Below are 26,447 nucleotides of genomic sequence, written 5' to 3' on the forward strand. Positions count from 1 at the left end.
GCAGACAACGCCGCGACCGTCAAGGCTGTTTGAAAACTAAACTGGACGGTATAGTCTACCGCCATGACCCCTCGTTCCCACCGTGCTGCCCGGCGTTCGGACTGCGACCGCCGCATCCATGCGGCCGTGCATGCGCTGCTGGCCGAGCGTGGCATGCGGCTGAGCATGGATGCGGTGGCCGAGCGGGCCGGCTGTTCCAAGCAGACCCTGTACAGCTATTACGGCTGCAAGGAAAACCTGCTGCGCGATGTGCTGCAGGACCACGTGCACCTGGCGGCCGGGCCGCTGGGCACGGTATCGGGCGATCTCCACGCGGATCTGCTGGCTTTCGCGCTGGCCCATCTTGACCGTTTGAACAACCCCGATGTGCTACAGACCTGCCGTCTGGTCGAAGCCGAGTCGCATCGGTTTCCCGACCAGTCGCAGCAGATCTTCCACGACGGCGTGGTCGGCATGCAGCAGCGCCTGGCGCATCGCTTCGAACAGGCGATCGACGCCGGCCAACTGCGGCATGACGATCCGCACTTCATGGCCGAACTGCTGCTGGGCATGATCGTCGGGCTGGATTTCGACCGCCAACGGTTTCAAGTCCCCCATCGCGCCGGCCTTCCGGCCAGGCAGCGATGGGCGCAGTTCGCCGTGGACACCTTCCTGCGTGCGTTTGCTCCGGCTTCTGCCGCGCCGACGTCGCCACCTTCTCTTCTCACTTCAAGACCCTAACGGAGTTCCTCCTGATGATTGCCCCGCTCCGCACATTCGGCCTGGCCTGTGCCATCACCGTGGCGCTGGCTGCCTGCAGCAAGCCCGAACAACAGCAGGCGCCGCCGCCGGAAGTGTCGGTGCTGGAGATGAAGCCGCAGACGCTGCCGCTGGAACGCGACCTGGTCGGCCGCCTCTCGGCGTACCGTTCGGCGGACGTGCGCGCGCGCGTGGACGGCGTGGTGCTCAAGCGCCTGTACACCGAAGGCGCCAACGTCACCGAAGGCCAGCCGCTGTTCCAGATCGATCCGTCGCAGCTGAAGGCCACGTTGCTGCAGGCGCAAGGCCAGCTGGCCGCCGCCGAAGCGACCTATACCAACGCCAAGATCGCCGCTACGCGTGCACGCAGCCTGGCGCCGCAGCAGTACGTCTCGCGCGCCGACATCGACACCGCCGAAGCCAACGAGCGCTCATCCGGCGCCAACGTGCAACAGGCGCGCGGGGCGGTCGAAGCGGCGCGCATCCAGCTCGGCTTCGCCACCGTGACCTCGCCGATCACCGGCCGCGCCGGTATCCAGCGCGTGACCGAAGGCGCGCTGGTCGGTGCCGGTGAAGCCACCCTGCTGACCACCGTCGACCAGATCGACCCGCTGTACGTGAACTTCGCCATGAGCAGCGAAGAGCTGGCTGCCCTGCGTCAGGCGCAGAGCAGCGGCAACGTGCAGCTCAGCGGCGACGGCAAGTCGTCCATCAACGTGGAGTTGGGCAACGGCACGCAATACCAGCACCCCGGCACGTTGGACGTGTCTGCGGTAACGGTGGACCCGAGCACCGGTGCGGTGTCGTTGCGCGCCACCCTGCCCAACCCCGAACAATCGCTGCTGCCGGGCGCCTTCGTGACCTTCAAGGCCAGCCTGGGCCAGCGCAACAATGCCTACCTGCTGCCGCAGCAGGCAGTGCAGCGCGATGCCACCGGACCCTACGCCCTGGTGCTGGGCAAGGACGGCAAGGTGGTCCGCAAGAACCTGACCGTCGACGGCCAGCAGAAGGGCCAGTGGATCGTCACCGGCGGCATGACCCCGGGCGACCAGGTCATCGTCGATGGCGTGCAGAAGGCCAAGGAAGGGCAGCCAGCCAAGGGCGTGCCGTGGGATCCGAACAAGCCGGCACAGGGCGGCCAGCCCGGCGCACCGGCCGCGGCACAGGGCGGCGACGCGCAAGCCGCACCGTCCGCCGACAAGGCCGATGCAGCGGCGCCGGCCGCCCAGCAACAGCCCAAGCAGGATGCGGCCGCGCAACCGGCCGACTCCCAGTCCAAGCAGCAGTGACGGAACCCGGACATGCCTAAGTTTTTTATTGAACACCCGGTCTTTGCGTGGGTGGTGGCGATCCTGATTTCGCTTGCGGGCGTGATCTCGATCCTGAATCTGGGTATCGAGTCGTACCCGACGATCGCCCCGCCGCAGGTCACCGTTACCGCCAACTTCCCCGGCGCCAGCGCCGACACAGCAGAAAAGGCGGTGACCCAGGTCATCGAACAGCAGCTCACCGGCATCGACCACCTGCTGTACTTCAACTCGTCCTCGGCCGCCAACGGCCGCGTGACCATCACGCTGACCTTCGAAACCGGCACCGATGCGGATATCGCGCAGGTGCAGGTGCAGAACAAGGTGTCGCTGGCCACGCCGCGCCTGCCGTCGGAAGTGACCCAGCAAGGTGTGGTGGTGGCCAAGGCCAACGCCGGCTTCCTGATGGTGGCCGCGCTGCGCTCGGACAACCCGTCGATCAACCGCGACGCGCTCAACGACATCGTCGGCTCGCGCGTGCTCGAGCAGATCTCGCGCGTGCCCGGCGTGGGCAGCACCAACCAGTTCGGCGCCGAGTACGCAATGAACATCTGGTTGAACCCGGAGAAACTGCAGGGCTACAACCTGTCGGCGACCCAGGTGCTGACTGCGGTGCGTAACCAGAACGTGCAGTTCGCTGCCGGTTCGGTGGGCGCCGACCCGACCCCGGAAGGCATCAGCTTCACCGCCACAGTGTCGGCGGAAGGCCGCTTCAGCTCGCCCGAGCAGTTCGAAAACATCATCCTGCGGACCGACAACAATGGCGCCACCGTGCGCTTGAAGGACGTCGCGCGCGTGACCGTGGGGCCGAGCAACTACGGCTTCGATACCCAGTACAACGGCAAGCCCACCGGTGCCTTCGGTATCCAGCTGTTGCCGGGCGCCAATGCATTGAACGTGTCCGAGGCGGTCGGCGCCAAGCTCGACGAACTGCAGCCCACCTTCCCGCAGGGCGTGACCTGGTTTGCGCCGTACGAATCGACCACCTTCGTGCGCATATCCATCGAGGAAGTGATCCACACGCTGGTGGAAGCCATCGTGCTGGTGTTCCTGGTGATGCTGCTGTTCCTGCAGAACTTCCGCGCCACCGTGATTCCCACGCTGGTGATTCCGGTCGCGCTGCTGGGCACGTTCTTCGGCATGTACATGATCGGCTTCACCATCAACCAGCTGACGCTGTTTGCGATGGTGCTGGCGATCGGCATCGTGGTGGACGATGCGATCGTGGTGATCGAGAACGTCGAACGCATCATGAGCGAGGAGCACCTGGAGCCGAAGGCGGCCACGCAGAAGGCGATGACCCAGATCACCGGCGCGGTGGTGGCCATCACCGTGGTGCTGGCGGCCGTGTTCATCCCCTCCTCGCTGCAGCCTGGCGCCTCGGGCGCGATCTACAAGCAGTTCGCGTTGACCATCGCCATGTCGATGGGGTTCTCCGCGTTCCTGGCGTTGAGCTTCACCCCGGCACTGTGCGCGGCGTTCCTCAAGTCGACCCACTCGACCAAGAAGAACTGGGTCTACCGCACCTTCGACAAGTACTACGACAAGCTGGCGCATCGCTATGTCGGCGTGGTCGGCCATACCCTCAAGCGCTCGCCGCCGTGGATGATTGCGTTCGTGGCGCTGGTAGTGCTGTGCGGCTTCCTGTTCACGCGCATGCCGGGTAGCTTCCTGCCGGAAGAAGACCAGGGCTTTGCGGTGGCCATCGTGCAGCTGCCGCCGGGCGCGACCAAGATCCGCACCAACGAGGCGTTCGCGCAGATGCGTGCGGTGCTGGAGAAGCAGCCGGCCGTGGAAGGCATGCTGCAGATCGCCGGCTTCAGCTTCCTGGGCTCGGGCGAAAACGTCGGTATGGGCTTCATCCGGCTCAAGCCGTGGGAAGAACGCGACGTCACTGCCGAGCAGTTGATCCAGCAGCTCAATGGCGCCTTCTACGGCATCAAGGGCGCGCAGATCTTCGTGGTCAACCTGCCCACCGTGCAGGGCCTGGGCCAGTTCGGCGGCTTCGACATGTGGCTGCAGGACCGCTCCGGTGCCGGCCAGGAGGCGCTGATCAATGCGCGCAACATCGTGCTCGGCAAGGCCGCGGAGAAGCAGGACGCCCTGGTTGGCGTGCGTCCGAACGGCCTGGAAAACTCGCCGCAGCTGCAGTTGCACGTGGACCGCGTGCAGGCGCAGTCGATGGGCCTGGATGTCAGCGATATCTATAGCTCGATCCAGCTGATGCTGGCGCCGGTGTACGTCAACGACTACTTCGCCGAGGGCCGCATCAAGCGCGTCAACATGCGTGCCGACGATCAGTTCCGCGCCGGCCCGGAGTCGCTGCGCGACTTCTTCACGCCCAGTGCCACCGCCACCGGTGCCGATGGTCAGCCGGCGATGATTCCGCTGAGCAACGTGGTCAAGGCCGAGTGGAACTACGCCTCGCCGGCCCTGAACCGCTACAACGGCTATTCCGCCGTGAATATCGTCGGCAACCCGGCACCGGGCGGCAGTTCCGGCCAGGCGATGAGCGCGATGGAAGATATCGTCAACAACGATCTGCCGCCGGGCTTCGGTTTCGACTGGAGCGGCATGTCGTACCAGGAAATCATCGCCGGTAATGCGGCCACGCTGTTGCTGGCGTTGTCGGTGGTGGTGGTGTTCCTGTGCCTGGCCGCGCTTTATGAAAGCTGGTCGATTCCGGTGGCGGTGCTGCTGGTGGTACCGATCGGCGTGCTGGGCGCGATCACCTTCTCGATGTTGCGCGGATTGCCGAACGATCTGTACTTCAAGATCGGCATGATCACGGTGATTGGCCTGGCGGCGAAGAACGCGATCCTGATCGTGGAATTCGCCGTGGAGCAGCGTGCGGCGGGCAAGACCCTGCGCGAGGCCACCCTGGAAGCGGCGCACCTGCGCTTCCGCCCGATCCTGATGACCTCGTTCGCGTTCATCCTGGGCGTGCTGCCGCTGGCCATCTCCACCGGTGCCGGCGCCAACTCGCGCCACTCCATCGGTACCGGCGTGATCGGCGGCATGGTGTTCGCCACCGTGCTCGGCGTGATCTTCATCCCGCTGTTCTTCGTGGTGGTGCGGCGCATGCTGGGCGACAAGCTGGACGAGCAGTCCAAGGAATATCTGGCCGTGCAGAACGACGGTGGCACCCACCGCCCGGATCGCTGAGTCAGGCGTTTGCTGTAAACCGAAAAGCCCCGGCAGTGCCGGGGCTTTTTTATGCTTTGACATGAAAGTTTTGACTGCATCCAAACCAAGCGACGACTCGAAGCGGTTTCTCCAATAGCGCGCGGATGGACACGTTGGAGAGCCTGCAATCGGCCACTTCGTTGCAGGGCCCTTGCCCGCCTACCATCGCGGGACACGCTGCAAGTACGTCCTTGTAAGCTCTTACGCGGCATCCATGCCGCGTAAGGTCCCGCGACGGTAGGCGGGCAAGGACCAATCACAATGGTCGGTGCGCAGAGCTGCCACTAAACAGCCAGCAAACTGTCTTGCGCGGTGCCCTCGCCGCTTGCGGGACCGATGGCGGCATGGATTCCGCAATCGAGCCCCCACGGACGGATTTACGGCGTGTCCCGCGAGCGGTGAGGACGCCGCATCTCGACTAAGCCAGTCTTTTGACTTGAAGCCTTTGACTGCATCAAGCCAAGCCACGACACGAACATGCATGGCGTGCTTCAAGTTACCCACGCGATTCCAGAGCAGTCAGACGCCCGGCATACGCGCACCAGTCGAACCACGCACCACACAGCGCCCGGTCATGACCATGCGGCGGATCGGCAATTGCGGATTGCTTAGCCGTTCCAGCAGCAAGGACATCGCCGCCCGGCCCATGTCTTCCACCGGCTGCTCGACCACGGTGATGCCCGGCTCGACCAGGTCGGTCCAGCGCTCGTTGTCGAACCCGGCCAGCGCCAGATCCTGCGGCAGGCGCAGGCCGGCGGTGCGTGCGGCCTTCAGCGCGCCCATCAGCAGCAGGCTGTTACTGGTGACGATGGCCTCGGGCCGCCCGTCGTTGGCCAGCCATGTCCCCAACTCGGCAATCGCCGCCTCGGCGGTGGGTGCCACTTCGCGGTAATCCGGCTGCAGCCCCTGCGCGCGCATCGCGGCCAGGTAACCGTCGCGACGCTCGGCCGCGGTGGTGCTGGTGCTGCCGAACAGCCCGCCGATGCGCCGGTAGCCCTGCGCCTGCAGATGCGCCACCAGCTCGGCCATCGCCGCGCCGTTGTCCAGCACCACGCTGTCGTAGCGGCTGCCGGGGCCGGCGCGGTCCACCAGCACGGTGGGGTAGTCCAGCGCCAACTCGTGCATGCGCCCCACCGTGACCCGGGTCGGGGCGAAGATCAATCCGGTGATGCGCTCTTCCTGCATCAGCTCCAGGTACAGCGCCTCGCGTTCGGGGTCTTCATCGGTATTGCACAGGGTCACGCGCATACCGGCACGGTAGGCGACCTCTTCCACCGCACGGATCAGCGCCGTGAAGTACGGGTTGCGGATGTCGGCCACGATCACCCCCAGGATGCCGGATTGCTGGGATCGCAATCGCCGCGCCATCAGGTTGGGCCGATAGCCGGTCTGGCGCACCGCCGCTTCCACCTTGGCGCGTACGTCGTCGCTGACCGGGCCACTGCCCAGCGCGCGCGACACCGTGGACTTGGACACACCGGCCACGCGGGCCACGTCATTGATGCTGATACTCACTGGGACCGTTCCCGCTCCATTTTGCGCACCTTGACCCAGGCGCGGTGTCGGCCCTGATGCTAACCCGAAAGCACTACAGTGTTTTTGTGCACCGCACATTGACCTGGATCGTGGGAACGTTCCCACTATACTTCCCAGCCCGACCCCATCCGGAGCCCGTCTTGTCCTCTCCGTCGCCAGCCCCTGTCACCCCCGACCTTGTGCGCCTGCGCGCCTCCGCCCGCGACAAGGACGACGCCATCGCCCAGGCCGCCCAGTTGCTGGTCGCGGCCGGCTGCGTGGCGCCGGGCTACGACGCCAGCATGCGGCGCCGCGAAGGCCTGGCGAACACCTTCCTCGGCCACGGCCTGGCGATCCCGCACGGCGTCGGCGAAGACCGCCACCTGGTGCGCCGCGACGGCATCGCAGTGCTGCAACTGCCCGACGGCGTGGAATGGAACCCCGGCCAGGTCACCCGGCTGGTGGTCGGCATCGCCGCGCAGTCCGATACCCACATCACCCTGCTGCGCCGGCTGACCCGGTTGATCCAGGACCCGGCCCAGCTCGAAGCGCTGTTCAGTACCGACGACCCCGGCGTGATCGTGGCCGCACTCACCGGCGACCGTGCGCCCGAGACCAATGCCACGCCGGCCACCGACCTGGCCGAAACATTCGAGTGGACCATCGCCTACCCCAGCGGCCTGCACGCGCGCCCGGCCACCCGCTGGGCCGAGACCGCACGCGGCTTTTCCGCACGTGCGCAGGTGCGCGCCGGCGACCAGGCCGCCGATGCCAAGAGCCTGGTCGGCCTGCTGCAGCTGGGCCTGCGTGCCGGCGACCGCATCACCGTCTCGGCCGAAGGCAGCGACGCGGCGGAACTGCTCAAACGCCTGCGCGCCGTCATGGACAGCCTCACCGCGCAGGAAAAGGCCGATGCCGAGCGCGCCGCGCAACGTCGCGCCGCCCCGGTGGCCGGCTGGACGCCGCCACAGGCGCAGCCGGCCATTGTCGGCATCGGCGCCAGCCCGGGCGTGGCGATCGGCATCGTGCACCGCCTGCGCGCCGCGCAGACCGAAGTGGCCGATCAACCGGTGGGCCTGGGCGATGGTGGCGCGCAACTGCACGACGCGCTGACCCGCACCCGCCAGCAGCTGGCGGCGATCCAGGACGACACCCAGCGCCGGCTCGGTGCCTCGGACGCGGCCATCTTCAAGGCCCAGGCCGAACTGCTCAACGACACCGACCTGATCACCCGCACCTGCCAGCTGATGGTCGAAGGCCACGGCGTGGCGTGGTCGTGGCACCAGGCGGTGGAACAGATGGCCTCCGGCCTGGCCGCCCTCGGCAACCCGGTGCTGGCCGGTCGCGCGGCCGATCTGCGCGACGTCGGCCGCCGCGTACTGGCCCAGCTCGACCCGGCCGCCGCCGGCGCCGGTCTCACCGACCTGCCCGAACAGCCGTGCATCCTGCTCGCCAGCGACCTGTCGCCTTCTGACACCGCCAACCTGGACACCGCGCGCGTGCTCGGCCTGGCCACTGCGCAAGGCGGCCCGACCTCGCACACCGCGATCCTCTCGCGCACCCTGGGCCTGCCGGCGCTGGTGGCGGCCGGCGGCCAGTTGCTGGACATCGAAGAAGGCGTTACCGCGATCATCGACGGCAGCAGCGGGCGCCTGTACATCGACCCGTCCGCGCAGGATCTGGACGCGGCCCGCACGCATATCGCCGAGCAGCAGGCCATCCGCGAGCGCGAGGCCGCGCAGCGCGCGTTGCCGGCCGAAACCAGCGACGGCCACCACATCGACATCGGCGCCAACGTCAATCTGCCCGACCAGGTGGCGATGGCGCTGACCCAGGGCGCCGAGGGCGTTGGCCTGATGCGCACCGAATTCCTGTTCCTGGAAAGCGGCCGCACCCCCAGCGAAGACGAACAACACGTCACCTACCTGGCCATGGCGCAGGCGCTGGATGGCCGCCCGCTGATCGTGCGTGCGCTGGATATCGGCGGCGACAAGCAGGTGGCGCATCTGGAATTGCCGCACGAAGAAAACCCGTTCCTGGGCGTGCGCGGCGCGCGCCTGCTGCTGCGCCGCCCCGACCTGCTGGAGCCGCAACTGCGTGCGCTGTATCGCGCCGCCAAGGACGGGGCGCGGCTGTCGATCATGTTCCCGATGATCACCTCGGTGCCGGAATTGGTCGCGCTGCGCGCCATCTGCGCACGCATCCGCGCCGACCTCGATGCACCGGAGGTGCCGATCGGCATCATGATCGAAGTGCCGGCCGCCGCCGCGCAGGCCGACGTGCTGGCGCGCCACGCAGACTTCTTCTCGATCGGCACCAACGACCTCACCCAGTACGTGCTGGCGATCGACCGCCAGAACCCGGAACTGGCCGCCGAAGCCGACAGCCTGCACCCGGCGGTGCTGCGCATGATCCGCAGCACCATTGACGGTGCACGCAAGCACGAGCGCTGGGTCGGTGTGTGCGGCGGCTTGGCCGGCGACGCGTTCGGCGCCAGCCTGCTGGCCGGCCTGGGCGTGCAGGAATTGTCGATGACGCCCAACGATATCCCGGCGGTCAAGGCACGCCTGCGTGGCGCCGCGTTGAGCCAGCTGCAACAGCTTGCCGAACAGGCACTGGCCTGCGAAACCGCCGAACAGGTGCGCGCATTGGAAGCCAAGCGCGAGGACAAGGCATGAGCCTGCAGGCCATCACCGTCACGCTGAACCCGGCGATCGACCAGACCATCCAGCTCGAGCACCTGCAGCCGGGCGCCGTGCACCGCGCCAGCAGCGTGCGCAACGATGCCGGCGGCAAGGGCATCAATGTGGCCGCGTGCCTGGCCGACTGGGGCAGCCAGGTGGCCGCGCTGGGCGTGCTCGGGGTCGGCAACGCCGGCGTGTTCGAAGCACTGTTCCGCGAACGCGGCATCGCCGATCACTGCCAGCGCATGGCCGGCGAAACCCGCACCAATCTCAAGTTGGTCGACGCGCGCAGCAACGACACCACCGACATCAACCTGCCCGGCCTGCGCTTAGGGCCTGCGCATCTGCAAGGCGTGGCCGATCATCTCGCCCCGCTGCTGCGCCCCGGCCTGCCGGTGGTGCTGTCGGGCAGCCTGCCGGCCGGGCTGCCGGACGACAGCTGGGCGCAATTGCAGGCCCAGGCCAGCGCTGCCGGTGCGCGCGTGCTGCTGGATACCAGCGGCATGCCGCTGGCGAGGGCGCTGGATGCCGCACGCGAGGCGCTGCCGTATGCGGTCAAGCCCAATCGCGACGAACTCGCAGCCTGGACCGGCCGCCCGTTGAACGACCGCGGCGCACTCAGCGCCGCCGCGCACGAACTGATCGCCCGCGGCATCCAGTTGGTGGTCATTTCGATGGGCACCGAAGGCGCCCTGTTCGTGCAACGCGACCAGCGGTTGATCGCCCGCCCGCCTCGCCTGGCGCACGGCAGCAGCGTGGGCGCAGGCGATGCGATGGTGGCCGGTCTGGCCGCCGCCTCGCTCGATGCCGCGACCACGCTGGAGCAGTGCGCACGGCTGGCCACGGCGTTTTCGATGTGCCGGCTGGAAAGCGGCGATGCGCGCCGGATTACGCCAGAGGGCGTGCGCCGCGCCGCAACCGATGTGGTGATCGAAGCACTGTCATGAGCAGCCATTCGCCGCTGCCGATGCATGCACCCAGGCGTTCGTCTGGCTGGCAGTCGCAGACGGCGGCAGATCGCGCGCATCACCGCCACGCATAACGCTTGAAATTCCCCCGCCGGCGACACCGGCGACCGCAACACAGCAGGAGTTTTGCCATGTCCTCTTCCATCGTGGTCATCGCCGCTGGCGAACGCAGTACCGAAGCCGTCCTGGCGGCCGAAGCGCTGCGCCGCGCGGCCACTGCCGCCGGCCGCCGCGTGACGATCGAAATCCGCAGCGACCAGGGCGTGCTCGGCGCCTTGCCGGGCGAACTCGCCAACGCCGCCACCCAGGTCCTGGTGGTCGGCGACGCCGACGTCGATACCGCCCGCTTTGGCGATGCGCAACTGGTGCGCCTGAGCCTGGGCGCGGTGCTTGACGATCCGGCGGCTGCGATCGGCAAGCTGGCCGCACACGCCGACCCGGCCGTCGCCGGCAATCCCGGCGGCACCGCCAGCGGCAGCAAGCGCATCGTGGCCATCACCTCCTGCCCTACCGGCATCGCGCACACCTTCATGGCCGCCGAGGGCCTGCAGCAAGCCGCCAAGAAGCTCGGCTACCAGATGCGGGTGGAAACCCAGGGCTCGGTGGGTGCGCAGGACGCACTCACCGACGACGAAATCCGCGCAGCAGACGTGGTCATCATCGCGGCCGACCGCGAGGTCGACCTGGCCCGCTTCGGCGGCAAGCGCGTGTTCAAGAGCGGCACCAAGCCGGCGATCAACGATGGCCCGGCGCTGATCAACAAGGCCCTGGCCGACGCCAGCGTGCAGGGCGGCGCCACGCCCGCCAGCGCCACCGCGAGCAAGGGCCGCACCGGCGCCTACAAGCATCTGATGACCGGCGTCTCGTTCATGCTGCCGTTCGTCACTGCCGGCGGCCTGCTGATCGCGCTGGCATTTGCGCTCGGCGGTATCTACGCCGGCGACGATGCGCACCAGGGCACCCTGGCCTGGTCGCTGTTCCAGATTGGCGCCAAGGCCGGCTTCACCCTGATGGTGCCGGCCCTGGCCGGCTATATCGCCTACTCCATCGCCGATCGCCCGGGCATCGCGCCCGGCATGATCGGGGGCCTGGTCGCGGCCAATCTCAACGCCGGTTTCCTCGGCGGGATCATTGCCGGCTTCATCGCCGGCTACGGCGTGGCTGCGCTCAACCGCTATATCAAGCTGCCGCGCAACCTGGAAGGCCTCAAGCCGGTGCTGATCCTGCCGGTGCTGGGCACCCTGCTGGTCGGGCTGGCGATGATGTACGTGTTCGGCCAGCCGGTAGCCGACCTGCTGGCCTGGCTCACCGCCTGGCTGCGCGGCATGCACGGCAGCAGCGCACTGCTGCTGGGCCTGTTGCTTGGCGGCATGATGGCCTTCGACATGGGCGGGCCGGTCAACAAGGCGGCCTATGCGTTCTCCACCGGCCTGATCGCCAGCCAGGTCTATACCCCGATGGCCGCCGCCATGGTCGCCGGCATGACCCCGCCGCTGGGCATCGCGCTGGCGACCTGGGTGTTCCGCAACCGCTTCACCGCCGAAGAACGCGGATCGGCCACCGCGGCCGGCGTGCTCGGGCTGGCCTTCGTCACCGAAGGCGCCATCCCGTACGCTGCGCGCGACCCGTTGCGCACCATCCCGGCGCTGGTGATCGGCTCGGCCGTGGCCGGCGCCATCTCGATGACCGCCGGTGCCGAATTGAAGGCCCCCCACGGCGGCATCTTCGTGCTGCTAATCCCCAACGCGGTCACCCACCTGCTCAACTACGTGCTGGCCCTGGTGGTCGGCGTCGTGGTCACGGCCATCGCGCTGCGCCTGCTCAAGAAGCCGGTGACCGACGTCGTCGCCTGAGGCATCCACGGCGGCATGAACCTGCCGCCGCACCTGACGCGCCCGAGTTTTCCCGCGCGCCCCTGACCTGCTTCACCGCTGCACGCGCACCCAGGTGCGCTGCCAGCGGCTTGCCCACCCACGTGTTGTCGCGTTCGCCACCACGGCCACGCCCTTTGTCCGGAGTCCTGCCATGACCGCCCTCGCCCCCCGCCGTGCCCGCCCCCGCCTGTTGTGCCTGTCGCTGACCCTGGCACTTGCCCCGCTCGCCCACGCGCAGGACGCCGCCGACGCCTTCAAGCTCAAGTTGGGCTACACCGGCGAAGCCGCCTCGATGATCGACGGCGGCCGCAAGAGCGGCGACGCCTACGCCGGCCAGTTGATGGTCGGCACCGATGTCGACATGGACCGCCTGTTCGGCTGGAACGGCGCCACGGTGAAGCTGTACATCACCAACCGCCACGGCACCAACCTGGCCAACAGCAGCATCGGCAACAGCACCTCGGTGCAGGAAATCTACGGCGGCCAGGGCACCCGCCTGGCCAACTTCACCCTGCTGCAGAAGCTCTTCAACGACCGCCTGGAACTGGAAGCCGGCCGCAGCGTGGCCAACATCCACTTCCTCGGCTCGGACCTGTGCCAGTACTTTCAGGGTAATTCGGCCTGCGGCAACCCCACCTTCGTCTTCCGTACCAGCAACTTCACCTACTGGCCGGTCTCCAGCTGGGCCGCGCATGCCACCGCCTGGGCCACACCGAAGGTCTATCTGCATGTCGGCGCCTACGAGGTCAACCCCATCCAGGCGCAGGGCGGCCAGCACGGCCTGAACTGGAGCACCAACGACACCACCGGCGTGGTGGTGCCCTACGCCGTGGGCTACAAGAACAAGGGCGGCGACGGCAGCATGGCCGCGATGTACGAACTCGGTGGCTGGCAGGACAACTCCGACTACACCGATCCGCTGCGCGACCGCAACGGCAACCCGGCCGTGCTGAGCGGCCTGGGGTATGAGAACAAGCAGGGCCGCTCGGGCCTGTTCGCACGCTTCGAACAGCAGGTCACCAATCCCGACCCGTCGGGCACGCGTGGCCTGACCGTGTTCGGTGCCGTGCTCAAGAGCACCGGCGGCCAGGCCATCGAGGACCATTTCATCCAGCTCGGCCTGGTGCAGAAAGGCACCTTCGCCAGCCGCCCGCAGGACAACATCGCCTTCGTGATCACGCAGCAGAAATACAGCGACGAAGCGATCGAAAACCTGCGCCTGGCGCGCGCCTCCGCCGGCGGCACCGGCACCCCAGCCGACAACCAGATCATGATGGAGCTGAGCTACGGCATCCAGGTCACCAAGCGCCTGCGCATCGCCCCGAACCTGCACTACGTCATCAACCCCGACCAGTTCAACGAACCCACGCGCACCAACGATCTGAAGAACGCGTTGATTGCGGGCATGCGGATCGATTGGAATTTGTGAGCCATCGAGAGGGTGTGCGCGTTGCGCGCATGCTTGGTGGACACCACTGCGTGAAGCGAGTGGCGGGTGCGTTGCATCTGACTGCAGTGCAACGCATTGCGTCGACCCGGTTGGCATTGGCATTTGCCGGATGTGGTAGACGAGTTCGATGAGCCGCTTAGGCGTGCGATCGCACGCAATGAGGCGTATCGGTCGACCAGATCGCGCGCAAGCACGTCGCTGTAATAACGACGTCGCATCATTGCGAATCTGATGTCGCGCGCAGATTGATCGCTCTGTATTGCCTCTGGTTGCCGTAACGCGGCCCGTTCTTCTCGAAGGTGCCACAGAGCCGGCCTTCGCCACAGGGAGCCAAGTCGGCACGCGACACGCGATCCAGGTAATCGATTGAGGCCCGAAGCTGCGCGAGTTCGGCCTTCTTTTCGTTGATGTTCCCAAACGAGTAAGCCACCGCACCCAGCCCCAAAATGCCTGCCAAGAGCATCGTGGCCGATGCGATCCACATGCGCCGTGTGATCCGTGTTTCTAAGGATTGCTGGGCCTGCGCATAACGTCGAGTGGCTTGCTGCAATGTCTCGTCCGCATGTGCCATCTCTTTGTTGAACCGCTTGGCAGCCGGTTCCAGCGTCTGCGTCAACGCCTGATCGGTCAGCTGCGTCAGCCTCGGCAATGCATTCTCCAGCACCCGGTTGACCTTGGCATCGGCGCTGCTGGCCGCGCGTTGCAGCACTTGGAGTTGCTCGGCAACCACATCGCGCAGCCGTTGTTCGCGCTGCTGCATGGATGCCACCAGGGTCGTCAGCACCGTGATGGTCTCTTGCAAAGACGTATTGGATGCGTTCAACGTCGCCATCATTTCCGCCATTGCGGCGGCGTCTTGCCTGTCCATAGGTCTCCTCAGCTCGGCTGGTCATGGAAGAGATTCTGACTAACCACCGCCCCCACCACCACCGCCTCCTCCTCCTCCTCCCCCGCCGCCGTCTCCACCTCCACCGCCGTCACCTTGGGGACCGCTCTGCATCGGTCCCTTGGCGAACTCCGGCAAGGTCATCACCATTACCGGCCCCCGGCTGGTGTTGACCTCAGCTGAGACATCCATCCCCAGCGCCTGGCGTGTGGCGACGTGCTCCTGGGCTTCTTGCTGGGCCTGCGCCTCCAGGAACTCGTTGCCTCTTTTGATCAGCGCCTGCGTTGCTGCGCTGTTGGCCACCCGGTTCAAGGCCTGCTCGATCGCCAGCTCGTTCTTGCTATCGAGTGCGTAGAGCACCTCGTCCACGTCCGGGTCGCCCGTAATGGATTTCCGCTGAACCTGCGAGGCATCGTTTGGCGCATCCCCTGATCCAGGACCGGCGAAGCGCTGAGCTAGAGGTGGAAAGGCATCGGTTTGCTCAGCCGCTTCACTGGGAGAGCGACGCGCTTGCTCGCGCTGCGGGAACTCGTCGAGGCTCGCGCCGTCCGTGCTCCGAGCGTGTGCAGAATTTTGTGTAACCGTGGTTTGGGTTACCGCTGAGGAAGTCGCCCCTCGAACTGGATCGTAAAGCGGTTCAGCGCAGCCTTCCAGTCGCGGATCGGCAGCGTCCATTTCTTGGTGATGTTGCGCAGAGCCAGGTAGAACAGTTTCATCAAGGCTTCGTCGCTGGGGAACGCGCCGCGGTTCTTGGTCAGCTTGCGCAGGCTCATGTTGACCGACTCGATGGCGTTGGTCGTATAGATCACCTTGCGGATCTCCGGTGGGTAGTCGAAGAACGGGATCAGTCGTGACCAATTGCGCCGCCATGACTGGCTGATGGGCGGGTACTGGGCGTCCCACTTGGCCTCGAACTCGGTCAGTGCCTGCTCGGCCTCCTCGACGGTGGCGCAGGCGTAAATGCGCTTGAGATCGGCGGCAACCTCGGCGCGGCGTTTCCACGAGACGTAGTTCAGGCTGTGCCGCACCATGTGCACGATGCACAGCTGCACGGTGGTCTGCGGGAACACCGCCTCGATCGCCTCGGGAAACCCCTTCAGGCCATCGACGCAGGCAATGAAGATGTCCTGCACCCCGCGGTTGCGTAGCTCCGTCACGACTTGCAGCCAAAACTTGGCACCCTCGGCCTGCGCCAGCCATAGGCCCAGCACTTCCTTCTCGCCGCCCATGGTGATGCCGATGGCCAGGTACACCGCCTTGACCCGCACCGCGCCCTCGCGCACTTTGACGTGGATGCAGTCCAGATAGACGATCGGATAGACCGGATCCAGTGGCCGCGCCTGCCACGCCTTGACCTCCTCGACGACCGCATCGGTGACTGAGGAAATCAGACTCGGCGACACCTCGGTGCCGTACATCTCCTCCAGGTGCGACTGGATCTCGCGCACGGTCATGCCGCGCGCGTACAACGACAAGATCTTGTCATCGAAGCCGGCCCAGCGGGTCTGGTGCTTGGGGATCAGCTGTGGCGCGAAGCTGCCGTGGCGATCACGCGGAATCTCGATCGGCAGCTCGCCGAACTCGCCCTTGAGCGTCTTGCGGCTGCGTCCGTTGCGCGTGTTGCCGGCCGCGTTGGCGACCGGCTCATGCTTGTCATGACCGAGGTGTTCGGTCATCTCCGCGTCCAGCGCCCGCTCCACCAACCGCTTGGTCAGCTGCTTGAGCAGGCCGTTCTCGCCGATCAGATCCTCGGGTTTGGTGTAGTTGACCAACAGGCTGCTAAGCAGCTCGTCGGGTACCTCATGTGTGCGTGGGCTCATGGTGTCTCCGGGTTAGGTGGCAGTCTCCTGCCTGTGGCCCGGTTACACAAAATCTAGGACACGCCCATGGTGCCGGGTGTCTGGCCGTTCTCCGACAGCACGGGGTATCCGATCTTCATGGTCGTTTCGTCTGAGTAGCTAAACATATGCCTTACCTCCGCGGCCTAACTACTATTGGACCGCTGAGATGCGGTGTGGCACGGAGTATCTCCGATCGCTGGCGCTTTGTGAATGGGGAAATCCTAACCGCCGTCAAGGAATTACGCGACGTCAAACGGACTCCACCTTTGCGCGGTTTCTAATTTTATCCAGAAATGAAACAGGCGTATGAAATACACCACCAAAAACAATGGCGTAACAGCATGTACGCCGACGCAGTTGCTCTATCGAGTAAGCGACCGCTTACGCGTTCTGCACTACAGCCTGCGCACCGTGCAGGCGCATCTCAGTTAGACATGTCGCTTCATCCTGGCCAGCCGCCCTCCCACGCAACGTACTGCGTATCGATCGGCATCACTTGGCCGACGAAATCCCTAGTTCCCACAATCTCAAGTAGTGGCGTCACAGTGCTCAACCGTGAACTAAGCGCCCAACGCCACAAACGAAAAAACCGCGCACTGCGCGGTTTTTTCGTCAGACCTTTTGCCAACCCATCAAGGACGACGCGCCAGCGCCTCCACGTCCTTGGCCTTCGGCAGCAGGTCCTGCTTGGTCACCGCAAACGGGCCGATGCTCAGCATCGGCACGGCCACGATCACCGAGGAAATCACCACGATCACCGCGCCAATCATGTGCGTTTCGGCCAGGCCTTCCATCGACTCGCCGCCGTAGATGTACAGCGCCAATGCCGACAGGAAGAACATCACCGCGGTGATCACCGTGCGCGAGAGCGTCTGGTTGATCGAGCGGTTCAGCACTTCCAGCGGCTCCACGCGCAGTGCGCGGAAGTTTTCGCGCACGCGGTCGAACACCACGATGATGTCGTTGATCGCAAAGCCCATCACCGACAACAGGCCGGCCAGCACGGTCAGGTCGAACTCGCGACCGGTCAGCGACACGAAGGCCACGGTGACCAGCAAGTCGAACAATGCGGTCAGGCTGGCGACCACCGCGAACTTCCACTCGAAGCGGAACGCGATGTAGATCAAAAAGCCCACCAGCATGAACACCGTGGCATACACGCCATTCAAGGCCAGATCCTTGCCGACCTGCGGGCCGACGAATTCGCCAGGCTGCACGGTGGCCGGATTCTCGTCGCTGGTCACTGCCTTGCGCACATCTTCGGCAACGGTGCGCGCGGCATCGTCGCGATTATTGTTCTGGCCATGCGGCTGCAGGCGAATCATCACTTCATTGCCGCCGCGTGCGTTTTGCACCTGGGCGTTTTCGAAGCCGGCCTTGGACAGCTTCTCGCGCACCTGTTCCACGTCCACGGTCTTCTGGAACGAGGTCTGCACCAGCGTGCCGCCGGTGAATTCCAGCGCGTAGTTGAAACCCTTGCCGACGATGATGCCGACCGAGGCGATTGCCAGCACCAGCATCAAGCTCAGCACCGGCTTGCGCCAGCTCATGAAATCGATCTTGGTGTCGTTGGGAATGAGATGGAGCGGGAACAATTTCATGGAAAAGATCTTCCGTTTAAGACGTTTGCGCCATTGGGGCGCAGACGCTTGCGAAGGGATTCATTCCCCGACCGCGTGCAGCTGGGCTGCACCGGCCAGGGCCGGACTCGCATCTCAGATAGCGACAGACTTCAGCTTCTTGCGGCTGCCGTAGATCAACACCGCCAGCGCGCGCGAAACCGTGATCGCGGTGAACATCGAGGCGAAAATACCGATCATCATGGTCAGCGCGAAGCCCTTCAGCGGGCCGGTACCGAACGCGTACAAGGCCACCGCCACGATCAGGCCGGTGAGGTTGGCGTCGAGGATGGTGCCGCCCGCCTTTTCATAGCCGGCCGCGATCGCCGACTTGGCCGGCACGCCCAGGCGCAACTCTTCGCGGATACGCTCGTTGATCAGCACGTTGGCGTCCACCGACAGGCCCACCGACAGGGCAAGGCCGGCAAAGCCCGGCAGCGTCATGGTGGCGCCGAACAGCGACATCACCGCCACCACGATCAGCAGGTTGAACAGCAGCGCCACCGAGGTGATCGCGCCGAACACGCGGTAGTAGATGGTGAAGAACACCAGGGTGAACAGGAACGAGTAGACCACCGCGGTGACGCCACGCTCCACGTTCTCCGCACCCAGGCTCGGACCGATCACGTATTCCTCGACGAAATCCATCGGCGCGGCCAGCGAGCCGGACTTCAGCAGCTTGGCCAGGTTCTCGGCTTCGGTCTTTTCCAGACCGGTGGTCTGGAAGTTCTTGCCGAATACGCCGGCAATGCGGGTCGGCGACAAGGCTTCTTCCTTGACCCGCACGCTGCGCACTTCCTTGCCGTCGACCATGGTCACGGTGGGGATGCGCTCGATGTAGACCACCGACATCAGCTTGCCGACGTTGGCGCTGGTGTAGTCGAACATGCGCTGGCCGGCGACGTTGTTGAGGGTCACCGCCACTGCCGGCATGCCGTTCTGGTCGGTGCTGACCGATGCGCTGACCATCTGGTCGCCGGTCACCAGCGCGCGCTTGTTCAACAACACCGGAGCGTTGCTGTCGCGCAGGCGATAGACCTTGGCCTCCGGCGGAATGTTGCCGCTGCGCACGGCGTCGTCGGCGTTGCCGTCGACCACGGCGCGGAATTCCAGCGACGCGGTAGCACCGATCAGGCGCTTGGCTTCGGCGGTGTCCTGCAGACCGGGCAGTTCGACCACGATGCGGTCCTCGCCCTGGCGCTGGATGGTGGGCTCGGACACGCCCAGCGCGTTGACGCGGTTGCGCAAGGTGGTGAGGTTTTGCTCGATCGCACCGCTGGCGATCTGCTTGAGCTCGGCCTCCGGCACCTTGACTGCGATGTTCTGGCCGCTGACGTCGTAGGTCAGGGTCGGCTGCGCCTTGGCCAGCGTAACGCGCGCGGCGTCGGCATTGGCGCCCTCGCCCAGGTTGACCTGGATACTGTTGTCGGCGCGACGCTCCACCGAGCGGTACGGGATACGCGCATCGCGCAAGGTGGTGCGGATGTCTTCGGCAAAGCCGTCCAGGCGCTTTTCCAGCGCGGCCTTCTGATCGACCTGCATGGCGAAGTGCACACCGCCCACCAGGTCCAGACCCAGCACCATCGGCCGGCCGCCCAGCTTGGCCAGCCAGTCCGGCACGGTGGAGGCCAGGTTCAGCGCCACGGTGTAGTTCTCGCCCAGCTGCTGACGCAACACGTCGTTGGCGCGGGTCTGCGCCTGCAGCGAAGGCAACCGCACCATCAGGCTGTCGCCTTCCTTGGTGATCGCCTTCGGGGTGATGCCGGCGCTTTTGAGCTCGCCGTCGATGCGGCTGCGCAATGCGTCGTCGAGCTGCGCACCGCGGCTGGCGGTGATCTGCACGGACGGGTCCTTCTGGTACACATTGGGCAGCGCATACAGCGCACTGACGGCCAGTACCAGCAGGATCAGGAAATACTTCCAGCGAGGAAATTCGAGCATTGCGACAGTCCCGCGTGGCACCATCCCGGCGCCGCGCCTAGCAGTGAGAACGACTTCAAGCGACCGGTACAACGTCGCCAATGGTCTTCAGATGGATACGGGCGGTACGGCGGAACCGGTGGGTCACAATCTCCGGCTCCACTTTGCGACTGCGCCTGCCTGCCGGCGGCGCAGCCGTTGCAACACGCGTTTAGCTCGCCGACTTCAGCGTGCCCTTCGGCAGCACATGGCCCACGGCGCTCTTCTGCACGCGGATACGCACGTTGTCGGCCACTTCCACGCTGATGAAGTTGTCGCCGATGTCGGTGATCACGCCTGCCACGCCGCCGGAAGTGATCACTTCATCGCCGCGCGCCAGCTTGTCCAGCAGCGCCTTGTGCTCTTTCTGACGCTTCATCTGCGGGCGGATCATCAGGAAGTACATCACCGCGATCAGGATGATCGGCAGCGCGAAGGTGGACAGGCCGCCCATCGGGCCGGGTGCCGGCGCGCCGCCAGCGGCCTGCGCCTGGGCAGCGGGGATCAGGAAATCGAGCAGATTCATTCAGTGCATCCTAGTTTGGTGCCAGCGCGCCCATGGGCTCGCTCGCTATTCAGGTACCGCCGGAGCGGAACAGCCGGGAATTATGCCACGCAGGTTCCACGCCGTCCGCGCCAGGGCGCGGGCGGCCGGTCTCAGCTGGCTTCCCCCGGCAACGGCGGCGTGGTGGCGCCGCGTGCCGCATAGAAGGACCGCCGGAACTCCACAAAGGTTCCCGCCGCAATCGCCGCGCGCATGTCGGCCATCAGTTTTTCGTAGTACCAGAGGTTGTGCAGGGTGCCCAGCATTGGCGCCAGCATTTCGTTGCAGCGGTCCAGATGGCGCAGGTAGGCGCGCGTATAGCCGCTGCTGCAGGCATGGCAACCGCAGCCCGGCTCGATGGTGTCCAGGTCGCGTTCGTACTTGGCGTTGCGGATGCGCACCGTGCCGAACGAGGTGAAATAGTGACCATTGCGGGCGTTGCGGGTGGGCATGACGCAGTCGAACATGTCCACCCCGCGGGCCACCCCTTCCACCAGATCCTCCGGCCGCCCCACCCCCATCAGGTAGCGCGGGCGCTCGGCCGGAAGGCGTGGATGCAGGTGTTCGAGCATGGCGTTGCGCTCGTGCTCGGGCTCGCCCACTGCCAGCCCGCCGATCGCATAGCCGTCGAAACCGATGCCTTGCAGGCCATCCAGCGAGCGGCTGCGCAGATCCGGATGCACCCCGCCCTGCACGATGCCGAACAGCGCCGCATCGTTGCCCAGCCCGTCGTGCGCATCGCGCGAGCGCTGCGCCCAGCGCAGGCTCAGCTCCATCGAGCGGCGCGCCACCTCTTCGGTGGCCGGGTATGGCGTGCACTCGTCGAAGATCATCACGATGTCCGAATCGAGCACCTTCTGGATTTTCATGCTCTCTTCGGGGCCCAGGAACACCCGCGCGCCATCGGTGGGCGAGGAAAAGGTCACGCCCTGCTCGGTGATCTTGCGGCGATGCGCCAGCGAAAACACCTGGAACCCGCCGGAATCGGTCAGGATGGGGCCATCCCAGCGCGCAAACCCGTGCAGCCCGCCGTGATCGCCGATCACCTCCAGGCCGGGGCGCAGATACAGATGGAAGGTGTTGCCCAGGATGATCTCCGCACCCAGGGCACGGATCTGCTCGGGCAGGATGCCCTTGACCGACCCATAGGTCCCGACCGGCATGAACGCAGGGGTCTGGACCGTGCCGCGCGGAAAGGTCAGGCGCCCACGCCGGGCATGCCCGTCGGTGGCTTGGAGTTGGAACTGGAGTCGGGACATTGAAAGGCCGGGAATGGGGAGTCGGGAATGGAGAATCGGAAAAGCGGTTGGCAGGCGGCTGATCGTTTGGCGGATACCGCCTTACGATTCTCCATTCCCGATTCCCGATTCCCTGCCCCACAACAACATCGCATCGCCGTACGAAAAGAAGCGATAGCGCTGCGCGATGGCGTGGTGGTAGGCCTCGAAGATGCGCTCGCGGCCGGCGAAGGCGGAGACCATCATCATCAAGGTGCTTTCGGGCAGATGGAAGTTGGTGACCATCGCATCGACGCTGCGGATGCGGTAGCCGGGCAGGATGAAGATCTGGGTTTCGCCGGCGAACGGCTGCAATTCGCCTTCGGGCGCGGCCTCGGTGGTGCGCCAGGCGCTTTCCAGCGAGCGCACCACCGTCGTGCCCACCGCGATGACGCGGCCGCCGCGGGCGCGGGTGCGCCGCACTTGTTCCACCAGCGCCGCACCCACGTTGAGCCACTCCTTGTGCATGACGTGCTGGTCGAGCTTGTCCACCCGTACCGGCTGGAAGGTGCCGGCGCCCACATGCAAGGTGACGTGGCCGAACTCCACCCCGCGCTCGCGCAAGCGCGCCAGCAGTGGCTCGTCGAAGTGCAGCCCGGCGGTGGGCGCGGCGACCGCGCCGACTTCGCGCGCGAATACGGTCTGGTAGCGCTCGCGGTCTTCCACGCCCGGCTCGCGGCGGATGTAGGGCGGCAGCGGCAGGCGACCAGCCTCCAGCAACCAGTGCTCCAGCGGGGTCGGGATCTGAAAACGCAGCAGATAGAACTCGCCATCGCGGCCCAGCACCTCGGCCTGGCCGCCGGCATCGAGCGCAATCACGCTGCCGGCCTTGGGCGACTTGCTGGCGCCGATCTGCACGCGCGCCTCGCGTTCGCCAAGCAGGCGCTCGATCAGGATTTCCACCCGCCCGCCACTGGCTTTCTGCCCGAACAAGCGCGCCGGAATGACCCGGGTATCGTTGAAGATCAGCAGATCGCCGGGCTGCAGCAGCTCGGGCAGATCGCGCACCTGGCGGTCGGCCAGCGCCTGCGGCGACGGCGGCACCACCAGCAACCGGCTCGCCGCGCGCTCGGCCAGCGGCGCCTGGGCGATCAGTTCGTCGGGCAGGTCGTAATGGAAATCGGACTTCTTCAAGGCCGCAGGATCGTTGTCTGAGTAGCCGCATAGTGTAACTGCGGCCGGGAATGGAGAATTGGGAATGGGGAATCGGACGAGCGGCAGGGCTTCATCGTCGCCTTTCCGCCCCCGATTCGCTGCTCTTACGATTCCCTGTTCCCGATTCTCCATTCACCGCTCGAACTTGGTCGACAGGATGATCGCGCTGGTCGTGCGCTCCACGCCGTCGATGGCGCCGATGGCGTCGGTGAGTACGTCCATCTCGTTGACGCCACCGACCACGCCCAGGGCGACCAGGTCGTACGCACCGCTGACCGAGTGCAGCAGGCGCACTTGCGGGATATCGCGCAGCGCCTTCACCACGGCCGGCATCTTCTTGGGCAGCACGGTGATCAGGATGTGCGCGCGGATGCGGCCCTGCTCGTAGTCGTCATGCGTGCGCACGGTGTAACCGCTGATCACGCCATCGCGTTCGAGCTTTTCGATGCGGCTTTGCACGGTCGTGCGCGAGAGCCCGAGCCGCCGCGCGATCTGGGCGGTGGAAGCGCGCGCGTCCTCGCGCAGCAGCGACAACAGGCGTTCGTCGGAGGGGGTTATCTTCACTATTGCGCATTGGTTTCGGCGATTCGCCGAAAATACCGCACTTCCTGCCCAGATTCACGCTGCCAAATGCCGATCTTCTGCCGATAATAGAAAGGGAACGCCACCTTAAAGGAGATGCGCCATGTCCGTCCTTGCCCCGCTCGCCCCGCTGCGTGCCCATGCCGGCCGCCGCCTGACCGAAGGCCTGGACGACGCGACCATCGCGCGCCTGGCCGCCAACCACCCTGACCTGCAGCACGCCATCCAGGCCGCCGCTGCCGAATACGCGCTGGTGCGCGATGACGCCGCCGACCTGCTGGACCTGGACGAAGAGGCGCAGATCGGTGCCGTGCAGGAAGGTTTCATCAATTTCTACGCCGACGATGCAGTGACGCCCTATGTGGCACTGGCCGCACGCGGGCCATGGGTGGTCACGCTCAAGGGCGCAGTGCTCTACGACGCCGGCGGCTACGGCATGCTCGGCTTCGGCCATACGCCGGCCGCGGTGCTCGAGGCCATGGCGCGCCCGCAGGTGATGGCAAACGTGATGACGCCCAGCCTGGCGCAACGCCGGCTCGATCGCGCCCTGCGTGCGGAGATCGGCCACAGCCGCGGCGGCTGTCCGTTCGCACGCTTCATGTGTCTCAATTCCGGCTCCGAAGCGGTGGGCCTGGCCGCGCGTATCGTCGATACCAATGCCAAGCTGCACACCGACCCGGGCGCACGGCACGCCGGCGCCACCATCAAGCGCCTGGTGGTGAAGGGCAGCTTCCATGGCCGCACCGATCGCCCGGGGCTGTATTCCGATTCCAGCCGCAAGACCTACACCAAGTACCTGGCCAGTTACCGCGACGAAGATTCGGTGATTGCGATCGCGCCGTACGACGTGGCCGCATTGCAACGCGCCTTCGATGAGGCCGCGCGCAATCATTGGTTTATCGAAGCGGTGTTCCTGGAGCCGGTGATGGGCGAAGGCGACCCGGGACGTGCGTTGCCGGCCGAGTTCTACGCCGCTGCGCGCGCGCTCACCCGTAGCCATGGCAGCCTGTTGCTGGTCGATTCCATCCAGGCTGGGCTGCGCGCGCATGGCGTGCTCTCGGTGGTGGACTACCCGGGATTCGAGCAGCTCGACCCGCCGGATCTGGAAACCTATTCCAAGGCGCTCAACGCGGCCCAGTACCCGCTGTCGGTGCTGGCAGTGACCGAGCACGCTGCGCAGGTGTACCGCAAGGGCACCTACGGCAACACCATGACCACCAACCCGCGCGCGCTCGACGTGGCCTGCGCCACGCTGGCGTTGTTCACGCCGCAAGTGCGCGAGAACATCCGCATCCGCGGTGCGCAGGCGATTGCCAAACTGGAAGCGCTGCAAGCCGAACTCGGCGGCTTGATTACCAAGGTGCAAGGCACCGGCCTGTTGTTCTCTTGCGAACTGGCACCGCAATTCAAGTGCTACGGCGCCGGTTCCACCGAGGAATGGTTGCGCCATCGCGGCGTCAACGTGATCCACGGCGGCGAAAATTCGCTGCGTTTCACCCCGCACTTCGCGATGGACGAAGACGAGCTCGATCTGCTGGTCGGCCTGATCGCCCGTGCGCTCAAGGAAGGTCCACGTCAGGTGCAGGCCGAAGCGGCCTGAGTCGCTCCATGCGGCACGCCGGCGCGCATGTCGTCGGCGTGCACCCTGGCAGACGGCGAGTCTGCTCCGGCCACATGCTGTGTAGCCTGGCGGTCTGATCAGCGCCAGCACCGCTGGCATTCAATCGAGCCAGGTCGCGCCATCAGCGAACGCGCGCCATCTGCACTGCCTGCCAGACTTCGCGCAACACCGGCAACACCCGATGCGAAGCCAATTGAACATGCAAGCTTGCGCTTGCATAAATCTCCTGCAGCATGCAGGGCAATGACCTCACTCGGTTTCGACCTGGGCGGGCGTGCCCCAGGTCGATTGCCGTATCGCCGCGCATGTTGCCATTCAAATCGGCACCGCATTCAACTTGCGGCGCAGGTAGTTGGTCAGCGCACGCCGCGGCGACTTGCCGCGCCACGATGCCCAGCACAGGTGCGAGCCGACCGCGATCTTGCCGCCACGATGGCCAAGCCCGAACCAGGTGCGATCCGGATGGAAGGCGTCGCGTGGGGGGAACAGGATGTCGGCGAACTGCCCACCGTGCGCGTTGTAGAAACGCGTCAGCCCACGCGGGCCCGAAATCATCGGAATCTCGCGGTGGTCCTTCAGCGTTTCCGGCGCGTGCGCGGTAAAGATGTGTTCGATGAACGCGCGCCAGAACGGATGCCCGGGCTCTGAGCCGAATACGGCATTGCCGATCTTGAAGTCTTCCCGGCCCGGCGCACCTTCCTCGACGGGCAGCACGCAACGCTGCGACAGCACCTGCGCATCGAGTGGTCGCAGCAGCTTGTAGTCGGTGTCGAAGTAGAAGCCGCCATGCGCGTGCATGTACGCACAGCGGGCGATGTCGGCTTTCATCACGCCGAAGCGGATTTGCTCGTAGCGCGCGGCAAACTCGGGGAACGCACGCCGCATCAGTTCTGCGTTATCGGCGTCGTCCCAGACGTAACAGGTCCATCCAGGCAACAGGCGCTGCAGGCGATCGCAGATCCTGCGCTCTTCCCACAGCAGCTGCTTGGTGGGTGCGGTCAGGTGAATCAGTTGGGGGATCATGGGGGCGACTCGGGCTGTGGGGGAACCAAGCCGCCCCCGCAGCGCCGCATCGATTCGGCTACCTGGTTGCTGGCTCGGCCGTACCAACCGTAGTCGCACTATCGACGTGACATAAATCGCAGTACATGATGATCAACCGCACGATCATAGAAATCATCTATGCGGATGCGAAGTTCTGAAACAGCGCGTAAATGCAGTCAAAATCCGGCTTAAACCGC

Annotated in this window: 18 protein-coding genes and 1 pseudogene; 8 read left to right on the top strand and 11 right to left on the bottom strand. The window is 65.8% G+C overall.

Translation table 11 applies throughout. The features are described from left to right. The first annotated feature begins 63 nt into the window (after positions 1–63). Genes ACCQ00_RS12670 through ACCQ00_RS12680 form a run of 3 tightly spaced genes read left to right on the top strand, consistent with a single transcriptional unit; the run spans position 64 to position 5,210 of the window. A complete protein-coding gene (locus ACCQ00_RS12670) occupies positions 64–720 on the top strand; it encodes a TetR/AcrR family transcriptional regulator (RefSeq protein ID WP_039573425.1) in 657 nt (218 codons plus the stop codon). Between the two features lie 14 nt (positions 721–734). Continuing rightward, positions 735–2,027 (top strand): efflux RND transporter periplasmic adaptor subunit, encoded by a 1,293-nt coding sequence (locus tag ACCQ00_RS12675; protein WP_039573429.1) that lies wholly within the window; start codon positions 735–737, stop codon positions 2,025–2,027. 12 nt (positions 2,028–2,039) lie between these two features. Continuing rightward, positions 2,040–5,210, top strand: coding sequence for a multidrug efflux RND transporter permease subunit (locus ACCQ00_RS12680; protein ID WP_039573433.1), 3,171 nt, complete (start codon positions 2,040–2,042; stop codon positions 5,208–5,210). Between the two features lie 540 nt (positions 5,211–5,750). On the opposite strand, the gene ACCQ00_RS12685 is transcribed toward ACCQ00_RS12680, so the two are convergent. Beyond that, positions 5,751–6,746 (bottom strand): LacI family DNA-binding transcriptional regulator, encoded by a 996-nt coding sequence (locus ACCQ00_RS12685; RefSeq protein WP_039573435.1) that lies wholly within the window; start codon positions 6,744–6,746, stop codon positions 5,751–5,753. Between the two features lie 161 nt (positions 6,747–6,907). On the opposite strand from ACCQ00_RS12685, the gene ptsP reads away from it, so the two are divergent. The 4 genes from ptsP to ACCQ00_RS12705 all read left to right on the top strand — a co-directional run bounded on the left by ptsP (position 6,908) and on the right by ACCQ00_RS12705 (position 13,701). After that, on the top strand, positions 6,908–9,424 hold the full coding sequence (gene ptsP, locus ACCQ00_RS12690; protein ID WP_039573437.1) for a phosphoenolpyruvate--protein phosphotransferase: 2,517 nt from the start codon (positions 6,908–6,910) through the stop codon (positions 9,422–9,424). Beyond that, the gene (gene pfkB / locus ACCQ00_RS12695; protein ID WP_022559388.1) at positions 9,421–10,377 is read left to right on the top strand and encodes a 1-phosphofructokinase; all 957 of its coding nucleotides are present in this window, start codon (positions 9,421–9,423) and stop codon (positions 10,375–10,377) included. The genes ptsP and pfkB overlap by 4 nt, the downstream gene beginning before the upstream one ends. Positions 10,378–10,529: 152 nt before the next feature. Continuing rightward, complete coding sequence (locus ACCQ00_RS12700; protein WP_022559389.1) at positions 10,530–12,251, top strand: PTS fructose transporter subunit IIB'BC; 1,722 nt, start codon at positions 10,530–10,532, stop codon at positions 12,249–12,251. Between the two features lie 172 nt (positions 12,252–12,423). After that, entirely contained in the window at positions 12,424–13,701 is a 1,278-nt protein-coding gene (locus ACCQ00_RS12705; RefSeq protein ID WP_022559390.1) for a carbohydrate porin, read from the top strand. Positions 13,702–13,939: 238 nt separating this feature from the next. Here ACCQ00_RS12705 and ACCQ00_RS12710 read toward each other — a convergent pair whose 3' ends face one another. From ACCQ00_RS12710 to ACCQ00_RS12750, 9 genes and pseudogenes are all read right to left on the bottom strand, one after another. Then, positions 13,940–14,590, bottom strand: a complete 651-nt coding sequence (locus tag ACCQ00_RS12710) for a hypothetical protein (protein WP_039584316.1) — start codon at positions 14,588–14,590, stop codon at positions 13,940–13,942. 39 nt (positions 14,591–14,629) lie between these two features. After that, positions 14,630–15,022: pseudogene (locus tag ACCQ00_RS12715) on the bottom strand (hypothetical protein); the annotation flags it as partial. A 179-nt stretch (positions 15,023–15,201) separates the two neighbouring features. Further along, complete coding sequence (locus ACCQ00_RS12720; protein ID WP_011345585.1) at positions 15,202–16,428, bottom strand: IS256-like element ISXax1 family transposase; 1,227 nt, start codon at positions 16,426–16,428, stop codon at positions 15,202–15,204. A gap of 653 nt (positions 16,429–17,081) precedes the next feature. Continuing rightward, entirely contained in the window at positions 17,082–18,050 is a 969-nt protein-coding gene (gene secF, locus ACCQ00_RS12725) for a protein translocase subunit SecF (RefSeq protein ID WP_039571822.1), read from the bottom strand. Between the two features lie 114 nt (positions 18,051–18,164). Next, complete coding sequence (secD, locus tag ACCQ00_RS12730) at positions 18,165–20,009, bottom strand: protein translocase subunit SecD (protein ID WP_014090428.1); 1,845 nt, start codon at positions 20,007–20,009, stop codon at positions 18,165–18,167. 190 nt (positions 20,010–20,199) lie between these two features. After that, entirely contained in the window at positions 20,200–20,553 is a 354-nt protein-coding gene (gene yajC / locus ACCQ00_RS12735; RefSeq protein WP_003489768.1) for a preprotein translocase subunit YajC, read from the bottom strand. A gap of 131 nt (positions 20,554–20,684) precedes the next feature. Further along, positions 20,685–21,830, bottom strand: a complete 1,146-nt coding sequence (gene tgt, locus ACCQ00_RS12740; RefSeq protein ID WP_017157264.1) for a tRNA guanosine(34) transglycosylase Tgt — start codon at positions 21,828–21,830, stop codon at positions 20,685–20,687. A gap of 81 nt (positions 21,831–21,911) precedes the next feature. Further along, positions 21,912–22,982, bottom strand: coding sequence for a tRNA preQ1(34) S-adenosylmethionine ribosyltransferase-isomerase QueA (queA, locus tag ACCQ00_RS12745; RefSeq protein ID WP_039571816.1), 1,071 nt, complete (start codon positions 22,980–22,982; stop codon positions 21,912–21,914). A gap of 153 nt (positions 22,983–23,135) precedes the next feature. Further along, positions 23,136–23,567, bottom strand: a complete 432-nt coding sequence (locus tag ACCQ00_RS12750; RefSeq protein WP_017157266.1) for an Lrp/AsnC family transcriptional regulator — start codon at positions 23,565–23,567, stop codon at positions 23,136–23,138. A 121-nt stretch (positions 23,568–23,688) separates the two neighbouring features. Here ACCQ00_RS12750 and ACCQ00_RS12755 point away from each other — a divergent pair, with 121 nt between their 5' ends. After that, positions 23,689–25,185 (top strand): aminotransferase class III-fold pyridoxal phosphate-dependent enzyme, encoded by a 1,497-nt coding sequence (locus ACCQ00_RS12755; RefSeq protein WP_039571813.1) that lies wholly within the window; start codon positions 23,689–23,691, stop codon positions 25,183–25,185. A gap of 336 nt (positions 25,186–25,521) precedes the next feature. Here ACCQ00_RS12755 and ACCQ00_RS12760 read toward each other — a convergent pair whose 3' ends face one another. Beyond that, positions 25,522–26,229, bottom strand: coding sequence for a glycosyltransferase family 32 protein (locus ACCQ00_RS12760; protein WP_039571807.1), 708 nt, complete (start codon positions 26,227–26,229; stop codon positions 25,522–25,524). Positions 26,230–26,447: the final 218 nt, after the last annotated feature.

This window comes from Xanthomonas sp. NCPPB 3761, from assembly GCF_041475705.2.
Lineage (GTDB): Bacteria > Pseudomonadota > Gammaproteobacteria > Xanthomonadales > Xanthomonadaceae > Xanthomonas > Xanthomonas phaseoli.

Excerpts from the sequence above, each read along its gene's own strand:
- ACCQ00_RS12670 (WP_039573425.1), top strand. The coding sequence starts at position 64 with ATGACCCCTCGTTCCCACCGTGCTGCCCGGCGTTCGGACTGCGACCGC.
- ACCQ00_RS12675 (WP_039573429.1), top strand. The coding sequence starts at position 735 with ATGATTGCCCCGCTCCGCACATTCGGCCTGGCCTGTGCCATCACCGTG.
- ACCQ00_RS12680 (WP_039573433.1), top strand. The coding sequence starts at position 2,040 with ATGCCTAAGTTTTTTATTGAACACCCGGTCTTTGCGTGGGTGGTGGCG.
- pfkB (WP_022559388.1), top strand. The coding sequence starts at position 9,421 with ATGAGCCTGCAGGCCATCACCGTCACGCTGAACCCGGCGATCGACCAG.
- ACCQ00_RS12700 (WP_022559389.1), top strand. The coding sequence starts at position 10,530 with ATGTCCTCTTCCATCGTGGTCATCGCCGCTGGCGAACGCAGTACCGAA.
- ACCQ00_RS12705 (WP_022559390.1), top strand. The coding sequence starts at position 12,424 with ATGACCGCCCTCGCCCCCCGCCGTGCCCGCCCCCGCCTGTTGTGCCTG.
- ACCQ00_RS12710 (WP_039584316.1), bottom strand. The coding sequence starts at position 14,590 with ATGGACAGGCAAGACGCCGCCGCAATGGCGGAAATGATGGCGACGTTG.
- ACCQ00_RS12720 (WP_011345585.1), bottom strand. The coding sequence starts at position 16,428 with ATGAGCCCACGCACACATGAGGTACCCGACGAGCTGCTTAGCAGCCTG.
- secF (WP_039571822.1), bottom strand. The coding sequence starts at position 18,050 with ATGAAATTGTTCCCGCTCCATCTCATTCCCAACGACACCAAGATCGAT.
- secD (WP_014090428.1), bottom strand. The coding sequence starts at position 20,009 with ATGCTCGAATTTCCTCGCTGGAAGTATTTCCTGATCCTGCTGGTACTG.
- yajC (WP_003489768.1), bottom strand. The coding sequence starts at position 20,553 with ATGAATCTGCTCGATTTCCTGATCCCCGCTGCCCAGGCGCAGGCCGCT.
- tgt (WP_017157264.1), bottom strand. The coding sequence starts at position 21,830 with ATGTCCCGACTCCAGTTCCAACTCCAAGCCACCGACGGGCATGCCCGG.
- ACCQ00_RS12755 (WP_039571813.1), top strand. The coding sequence starts at position 23,689 with ATGTCCGTCCTTGCCCCGCTCGCCCCGCTGCGTGCCCATGCCGGCCGC.
- ACCQ00_RS12760 (WP_039571807.1), bottom strand. The coding sequence starts at position 26,229 with ATGATCCCCCAACTGATTCACCTGACCGCACCCACCAAGCAGCTGCTG.